Source organism: Cupriavidus sp. 8B (genome assembly GCF_054589115.1).
The window spans coordinates 1-8,160 of the sequence record NZ_BAAILO010000156.1; the positions used below are offsets into that span (position 1 = coordinate 1).

Consider the following 8,160-nt stretch of genomic DNA (forward strand, 5'->3'; position numbering starts at 1 on the left):
TATCTCAGGCACGTTTGCTCGTACGCCGATTGACCAATGCCTGAATTTGTCCTCACCCTCTTTACGAGTAAAGAAAAGTGACATCTCACACGTTCCCAAACGGCCAACACCGTACAGCCGCGCCAGCAGCTAGAAGCATGAAAACCCCACCCACCCACGCCCCGCGCGTCAGCGGCCACAAGTTCCCCCGCCTCCCCCCCACCCCCTTCCATCCCCCAAACAACACCCTATTCCCCTCCCTATTCCCCCTAATGCCGGCCAGCCCCCCCTTCGATAATCATCGCTGACGAACGGCCGCATGCCGCTTCGTAACGGAGCGGCCATGTCCGAAGAAAGCGATCTCGAGAAAACCGAACCCGCCTCAGCGCGGCGCCTGGAGAAGGCGCGCGAAGAGGGGCAGGTCGTGCGTTCGCGCGAGCTCGCCACGCTGATCATGCTGATGAGCGGCGTAGTGGGCCTGTGGACGCTGGGCGGCACGCTTGCCAGCAAGCTCGATGCCGTGTTGCACGCCAGCCTCGCCTTCGAGCCGGCGATTGCCTTTGACACGTCGCGCATGATGTCGCGCTTTGGCATCGCGGTCTGGGAGGGCCTGCTGGCCTTCCTGCCGCTGCTGCTGTTCTTTGGCGCCGCAGCGCTGGCCGGCCCCATGCTGCTGGGTGGCTGGATGTTCTCCGCCAAGTCCTTCGCCCCGGATTTTTCGCGCCTCTCGCCGCTCAAGGGACTGGGCCGGCTGTTCTCCTCGCAATCGCTGGTGGAGCTGACCAAGGCCATCGCCAAGGCGTTGCTGGTTGGCAGCGTGGCCGGCTGGGTGTTGTGGCGGCGGTTGCCAGAGGCCATCGCGCTGATGAGCGCGCCGATCCACGAGGCGCTGCTGCACATGCTGGAGATGGTGCTGAGCTGCTCCGCGATGGTGGCGGGGTCGCTGGTGCTGGTGGCGGCGCTCGACGTGCCCTGGCAGTACTGGACCTTCTACAAGAAGCTGCGCATGACCAAGGAAGAGGTCAAGCAGGAGCACAAGGACAGCGAAGGCGACCCGCACATCAAGTCGCGCATCCGCCAGCAGCAGCGTGCCATGGCCAAGCGCCGCATGATGTCCGAGGTGCCGAAGGCGGATGTGGTGGTCACCAACCCGACCCACTTCGCCGTGGCGCTGCGCTACGAAGAAGGCCGCATGAGCGCGCCGCGCGTGGTCGCCAAGGGCAGTGACGCGATTGCCGCGCGCATTCGCGAGATTGCCGTCGAGAACGGCGTGCCGTTGCTCAGCGCGCCGCCGCTGGCGCGCGCGCTGCACCGTCACGTGGAGCTGGGCAGGGAAATTCCCGCCGGCCTGTACACCTCCGTGGCCGAAGTCCTGGCCTGGGTCTATCAACTGAAGCACTGGCACCACAGCAGCGGCCCGCATCCGGCGGCACCCTCCGATCTGCTGGTGCCTGACGAGTTAGCCGTACCGGAAAGCCAAGCATGAACGCATTGACCTCGCTGTTCAAACTGCCGGGGGGCCAGGCAGGCGGCCAGATGAAGGCCCTGGCCGGCCCGCTGCTGATCATCATGATCCTCGGCATGATGATCCTGCCGCTGCCGCCCTTCATCCTGGATCTGCTGTTTACCTTCAACATCGCCCTGTCGATCATGGTGCTGCTGGTGGGCATGTACACGCAGAAGGCGCTGGACTTCGCCGCCTTCCCGGCGGTGCTGCTGTTCACCACGCTGCTGCGGCTGTCGCTCAACGTGGCCTCGACCCGGGTGGTGCTGATGGAAGGGCACACCGGGCCGGACGCCGCGGGCAAGGTGATCGAGGCCTTCGGCCACTTCCTGGTCGGCGGCAACTTTGCCGTGGGCATCGTGGTGTTCGCGATCCTGGTGGTGATCAACTTCATGGTCATCACCAAGGGCGCGGGGCGTATCGCCGAAGTTGGCGCGCGCTTCATGCTCGACGCCATGCCTGGCAAGCAGATGGCGATCGACGCCGACCTCAACGCCGGCCTGATCAATGAAGAAGGCGCCAAGAAGCGCCGCGCCGAGGTCTCGCAGGAATCGGACTTCTACGGCGCGATGGACGGTGCCAGCAAGTTCGTGCGCGGCGATGCCGTGGCGGGCCTGATGATCATGTTCATCAACGTTGGTGCCGGCATGGTGGTAGGCATGGTGCAGCATGACCTGGACTTCGCCACCGCGGTGCGCAACTACACCCTGCTGACCATCGGCGATGGCCTGGTGGCGCAGATCCCGGCGCTGGTGATCTCCACCGCAGCCGGTGTGATCGTCTCGCGGGTCTCCAACGAGCAGGATGTGGGCCAGCAGCTGACCGGCCAGCTGTTCTCCAATCCGCGCGTGCTGTACCTGACCGGCGCCATCATCGGCATGATGGGCATCATCCCGGGCATGCCGCACTTCGCCTTCCTGGCCTTCGCCGGCGCGCTGGTGTGGTTCGGCCGCTATGTGGCACGCCGCGACGTGGCGCAGGCGCAAGAAAAGAAGCGCGAGGAACGCACCCCCACGGTGGCGCCCGAGTCGACCGAGGCCAGCTGGGACGACGTCACCCTGGTCGATCCGCTCGGCATGGAAGTGGGCTATCGCCTGATCCCGCTGGTGGACCGCGCGCAGAACGGCGAGCTCCTCGGCCGCATCAAGAGCATCCGCAAGAAGGTGGCGCAGGAGATTGGCTTCCTGGTGCCGGTGGTGCATATCCGCGACAACCTGGAACTCAAGCCCAACGCTTACCGCATCACGCTCAAGGGCGTGGAGATCGGACGCGGCGAAGCCGCGCCCGGGCAGTGGATGGCGATCAACCCCGGCCAGGTATCCGGCGCGCTGCCGGGCACGCCCAGCCAGGACCCGGCCTTCGGCCTGCCCGCGGTGTGGATCGAGGGCGGCCTCAAGGAACAGGCCCAGACCTACGGCTACACGGTGGTGGACGCCAGCACGGTAGTGGCCACTCACCTCAACCACCTGATCCACATGCACGCGGCCGAGTTGCTTGGCCGCCAGGAAGTGCAGGCGCTGCTCGACCGAATCGCCAAGGAATCTCCCAAGCTCACCGAAGACCTGGTTCCCAAGATCATCACGCTCACCGCGTTGCAGAAGATCCTGCAGAACCTGCTGGACGAAAGCGTGCCGATCCGCGACATGCGCACCGTGCTGGATGTGGTGGCCGAGCATGCGCCGAAGGTCAGCGATCCGAAGGAGCTTACCTCGCTGGTGCGCGTGGCGCTGGGCCGCGCCATCACCCAGCAGTGGTTCCCCAACGGCGCCGACCTCCAGGTCATCGGCCTGGACGCCGGCCTGGAACGCGTGCTGTCGCAAGCGCTCACTAACGGCGGCGGCATCGAGCCGGGCCTGGCCGACGCGCTGCTGCAGCAAACGCACGGCGCGGTGACCAGGCAAGAACATCTGGGGCTGGATCCGGTGCTGCTGGTGCCGCATCCGCTGCGCCCGCTGCTGGCGCGCTTCCTGCGCCGGACCATGCCGCAACTCAAGGTGCTCTCGCATGCCGAGGTGCCGGACAACCGAAATATCAGGATCACCGCCATGATCGGTGGCGCAGCGTGAGGGGTTTCGCAAGATGAGCGTAGCTAAATTCGTGGCGGCCAATGGCCGCGAGGCCTTGCGCCAGGTGCGCGAGGCAATGGGACCGGACGCCGTGGTGCTGTCCAACCGCACCGTCGAAGGTGGCGTGGAGATTGTCGCGATGCGCGACACCGATCTCGGCGCCATTTCCAGCAGCGCGCCGGTCTTCACGCCGCCGCCCGCCGTGGTGGCTGTCGACGGCGCCCTTGGCGACCTGCGCGGTGAGCTGCAGACCATGCGCGCCATGATGGAGCGGCAGTTCTCCGGCGTGGGCACGCACAGCCTGCCGTCGATGGGCGGCGACCCGCTGCGCGACTCGCTGTTCACCTGGTTAGTGACCGCTGGCTTCTCCGGGCAGCTTGCCCGTTCGCTGCTGGGTCACTTGCCGCTGGGCCATGACCGGCCAGCCGCCATGACCTGGATCCGCCAGGAAATCGCGCGCAAGGTGCCGGTGCTGAACGACGAAGATGCGCTGTTCGCCCAGGGCGGCGTACTGGCGCTGGTCGGCCCCACCGGCGTGGGCAAGACCACCACCACCGCCAAGCTGGCCGCGCGCTTCGTGCTCAAGCACGGCCCGGAACGCCTGGCTCTGCTGACCACCGACACTTTCCGGATCGGCGCGCACGAGCAGTTGCGCATCTACGGCGACATCCTTGGCGTGCCCGTGCACGCGGTCAAGGACGCGGCCGACCTGCGCTTTGCGCTGGCGGCGCTGACCGAGAAGCACCTGGTGATCATCGACACCGTGGGCATGAGCCAGCGCGACCGCAACCTGTCCGAGCAGATCGCCATGCTGGCCGGCGTGCAGGCCCCGGTGCAGCGCATCCTGCTGCTCAATGGCGCCAGCCACGGCGACACCCTCAACGAGGTCGTCCACGCCTACCGCCACGATGCCACGCCCGATGGCGGTATCGACGGCTGCATCGTCAGCAAGCTGGACGAGGCCACCCACCTGGGCTCCGTGCTCGACGTGGTGATCCGTCACCGCCTGCCGGTGTACTACGCCTCCACCGGCCAGCGCGTGCCCGAGCACCTTGAGCTCGCCAACGGCGCGGCCCTGGTCGAACGCGCCTTCCAGACGCCGCGCCGCGGCTCGGTGTTCGCCGACGCGGAAGCCGCGCGCCGCGCCATGCCCGCGCAGGACGACAGCGAAGCCACCCGCGCGGCCAGCCCCGGCGGCGCCGACGGCATGCTGCGCTCGCTCACCGACAGCGCCAACGCGGTCGGCGACTGCGTCGAGCAACTGAACGCCGGCAGGTATAGCTTTGAACTGGTCCGCTCGCTGTGGCAGCAACGCAATGAGAGCACCCCCTCGCCACGCCTGATGGCGCAGCAGGTGCGCGAGGCCGCCTGCCGCGACCTCGCCCGCCATTGCGACCGCTTCGTGCTGTCGCTGAGCGCCACCGTTGCCGCGCCGGTGGCGGGACGGCGCGCGCCACGCCCCTGGCAACACACGCTGTTCCTGGCGGACCGCGACGGCCTGCCGCTGGCGGCAGCTGCCGCGCCCGCCGGCCGGACCGGCCCGGCGCTGCAAGGCGGCCAGGGCGGATGGGAAGCCGATGCCGCCACGCTGTGCGCCGCCATCGCCGCTGCCCGTACCGTGGTCAACGTACTCGACGCCATGCCGGCCGGCCCCGTGCTGGCGCGCTGGCAGCAAGCTGGCGAGCGCTGGCTCGCCACCGCGCGCAAGACCACCCGCGTGGCCAGCGGCGGCGCGGCCGTCAAGCTCGATGCCCTGGCCGAGACGCTGACTTTCCACGCCGTGGAAGACATGGACTACCGCGGCCGCGACGCCGTGCAGTGGATCGCGCAAAGCCCGGTGCGCGTGCTCGAAGGCCAGGCACGCGGCACGCGTGGCGCCGCCGAGGGCGGTACCGAGGCCGGCTTGCTGGTGTCGCGCGTGGTCGATCGCGAGAACGGCCAGACGCTCGCCGTGCATTACCTGCTGTGCGACCCGGCGCTGTCGGCCGAGGGCGCGCAACTGGCACGCTGGGCCCGCTGGGCCGAAGCCGGCGAAGCGCAACTGCGCACGCTGCGCCATGCGCTGGAGCACCTGGGCCAAGGCGAAGGCGGCAATGAATCCGCGCAAGCCGAGGCGCAGGCCTGCGCCCGCTTGCTCGCGCTGCAAATGGGCGTGGCCGCGCTGCGTCTCGAGCAGGCCTGCGACGACTCGGTCGCTGCCTTCCTGGCGCGGCTGACCGGCCGCGCGCCGGCTCGCCAGGCTTGCGGCGCCGCCGTGCTGGTTGACGGCATTGGTCGTCTGCTGGCCTTGCTCGACGTGCTGGAAAACTATCCCGCCCGCGGCGGCCGCGCCACGCAGCCCGCTGTCCAGGAGGCCGCGCCGCAGACGTTCCATATGGGCGACGCCGGCGGCCTGCTCGAGGCGCGCATGAGCGGCGGCCGCGTGTTCGAGACGCTGGCGCAGGGAGAATAAGCCGTGAGTTCACTCGCCTCCGACCAGGCAGAGAGCCTGCGGCGCATGCTGGCGCCCCGCGCCACGCGCCGCATTGCCGTGGTCGCAAGCGATGCCGGCGCCGGCGCCACCACGGTGGCGCTGGGGCTGGCCAACGCCCTTGCCCTGCAAGGCGAACGCGTACTGCTCATCGATGAGGACCGCTTCGGTGCGCGCGCCACCCGCCTTGCCGGCGCCATGCCGGAAGGCACCCTGGCCGCCGTGCTGGGCGGCGCGGTGACGCTCGATGCCGCGCTCGGCAAGCGTCCCGCCGGCACCATCGCCGTGCTGCCGGGCAGCCCCCAGGCCAATGGCGACCTGCAGTTGCTGAAGCCTTTTCGCACCGTGCTCAGCGATGCCCGCAGCGATGCGGATGGCGGCCTGTCGCAAATGGCCGGCACCGCGCATAACCTCATCGTGGTGCTGCGCGCGGAGCCGGCTTCGATCAAGGCGGCCTACGCCTGCATCAAGCAGCTCAATCACCTGTACGCCTGCCGGCGTTTCCACCTGGTGATCAATGCCGCCGCCGGGGACGCCGCCAATGCGGTGCTGGGCAACCTGGCCCGCACCGCCAGCCATTACCTCGGCGTTGAGGCGAGTCCCGCGGGCAGCTTGCCGCACGATCCGCTGGTTGCGCGCAGCACCGCATTGGGCCGTTGCGTGGTCGAGGCCTTCCCGGCCGCGCCCGCCACCGCCGCATTACGTCGAATTGCCACGGGCATTGCCAGCTGGCCAATGTCCACCGATCCCCGTTCAACCCTGTCGGCGCCGATGGCGCCGTCGGCCACGGCCCTGGCTTAAGCGCCGGGACCTGCAAGCCAGGACTCACGAGAATTCCACCATGTATACGATTCAGGGAAAGCTCGAACAGACTGATACCGTGACGGCGCATGCGTCGCTGGTGCGTCGCATCGCCTTGCAACTGGCGGCCAAGCTGCCTGCCAGCGTGCAGCTCGATGACCTGATCCAGGCCGGCATGATCGGCCTGCTCGACGCCGCCAAGCGCTACGAAGACACCCACGGTGCGCGTTTCGAGACCTACGCCAGCCAGCGCATCCGCGGCGCCATGCTTGACGAGGTTCGCGCCAACGACTGGCAATCGCGCAGCCTGCGCCAGTTCACGCGGCGGATCGAGCGTACCGTGCGCGGCCTGGAGCAAACGTTGGGCCGTGCGCCGCTAGACTCCGAAGTGGCGCAGGAACTGGAGCTGCCGCTCGACGAATACCAGACGCTGCTCAACGAGGTCTATGGCTGCCAGTTGCTGCACTATGAAGACTTCGAGCGCTCCGGCGAAGAAGACTTCCTGGACCGGCACCTGAGCGTGAGCGATGACGGCAACCCGCTGACGGTGCTGATGGAAAGCGGCATGCGCGAAGCGCTGATCCGCGCCATCGAGCGCCTGCCCGAGCGGGAGAAGCTGGTGCTGTCGCTGTGCTATGACCAGGAGCTGAACCTGCGGGAAATCGGCGCGGTGCTGGAAGTGACCGAGTCACGCGTGTGCCAGATCCGTAGCCAGGCGATTACGCGGCTGCGTTCGCAGTTGCGCGGGCTGCTATGAGCCGCTGGCTCAAGCGCCTCGCCGCGGCGACATTAGTTGTGGCGTGCGGCCCGGCACTGGCCGCGCCTGGCGGGCAGTCGCTGCATAGCTGGTCGGCTTCGGTGAACGGGCCTGCGCTGTACGGCAAGGGCTTGCGCACTGTTTCCGCGCCGATTTCGCCGACCGGCTATTTGCCGCAGGCGGAGGGCGCTATCACTACGGTGCGGTGGCGCTATAGTTTTTCGCGTACGCCGCCGAATGAACTGCAGGCTTACCTTTGCAATGCGCAGCGGTGTGTGTTGCTTACGGGGGCTGAGGGGCTGACTGAGGCGTTTAGCGGGGATGATGCTGCCAAGGGCTTTGTGTTTGCTTTTCAGGTGCCGGGGAAGGGGGCGTTGACGCCGGTTTTGATTGGGCTGGCTAATGAGGTTACGGTTGGATTTCGGTGAGGGGGCTGGGGTTGCTTGACCGCAGCTGCAACTGCAACTGCGTAACTGCAACTTCAACTGCAGTTTCACCTCCCCTGCGGGGAGGCGACCTACTTTCTTGTCTCGCCAAGAAAGTAGGCAAAGAAGGCGACCCGGATGCGGCGAAAGACTCCTCG

Annotated in this window: 6 protein-coding genes; all 6 read left to right on the forward strand. The window is 67.7% G+C overall.

From position 1 onward, the window contains the following. The first annotated feature begins 322 nt into the window (after positions 1-322). From flhB to ACYP5B_RS15615, 6 genes are read left to right on the forward strand one after another with little or no spacing between them, the layout of a single operon-like run. A complete protein-coding gene (flhB, locus tag ACYP5B_RS15590; protein WP_400098773.1) occupies positions 323-1,465 on the forward strand; it encodes a flagellar biosynthesis protein FlhB in 1,143 nt (380 codons plus the stop codon). Then, entirely contained in the window at positions 1,462-3,549 is a 2,088-nt protein-coding gene (flhA, locus tag ACYP5B_RS15595; RefSeq protein ID WP_459570321.1) for a flagellar biosynthesis protein FlhA, read from the forward strand. Before flhB ends, flhA begins: the two co-directional genes overlap by 4 nt. Positions 3,550-3,562: 13 nt before the next feature. Next, complete coding sequence (flhF, locus tag ACYP5B_RS15600; RefSeq protein WP_459570322.1) at positions 3,563-6,001, forward strand: flagellar biosynthesis protein FlhF; 2,439 nt, start codon at positions 3,563-3,565, stop codon at positions 5,999-6,001. A 3-nt stretch (positions 6,002-6,004) separates the two neighbouring features. Next, positions 6,005-6,820, forward strand: a complete 816-nt coding sequence (locus ACYP5B_RS15605) for a MinD/ParA family ATP-binding protein (RefSeq protein WP_459570323.1) — start codon at positions 6,005-6,007, stop codon at positions 6,818-6,820. Between the two features lie 40 nt (positions 6,821-6,860). Continuing rightward, complete coding sequence (locus ACYP5B_RS15610; RefSeq protein WP_006162649.1) at positions 6,861-7,577, forward strand: RNA polymerase sigma factor FliA; 717 nt, start codon at positions 6,861-6,863, stop codon at positions 7,575-7,577. After that, positions 7,574-8,005 (forward strand): flagellar protein FlhE, encoded by a 432-nt coding sequence (locus ACYP5B_RS15615; protein ID WP_318238479.1) that lies wholly within the window; start codon positions 7,574-7,576, stop codon positions 8,003-8,005. The genes ACYP5B_RS15610 and ACYP5B_RS15615 overlap by 4 nt, the downstream gene beginning before the upstream one ends. Positions 8,006-8,160 lie beyond the last annotated feature (155 nt).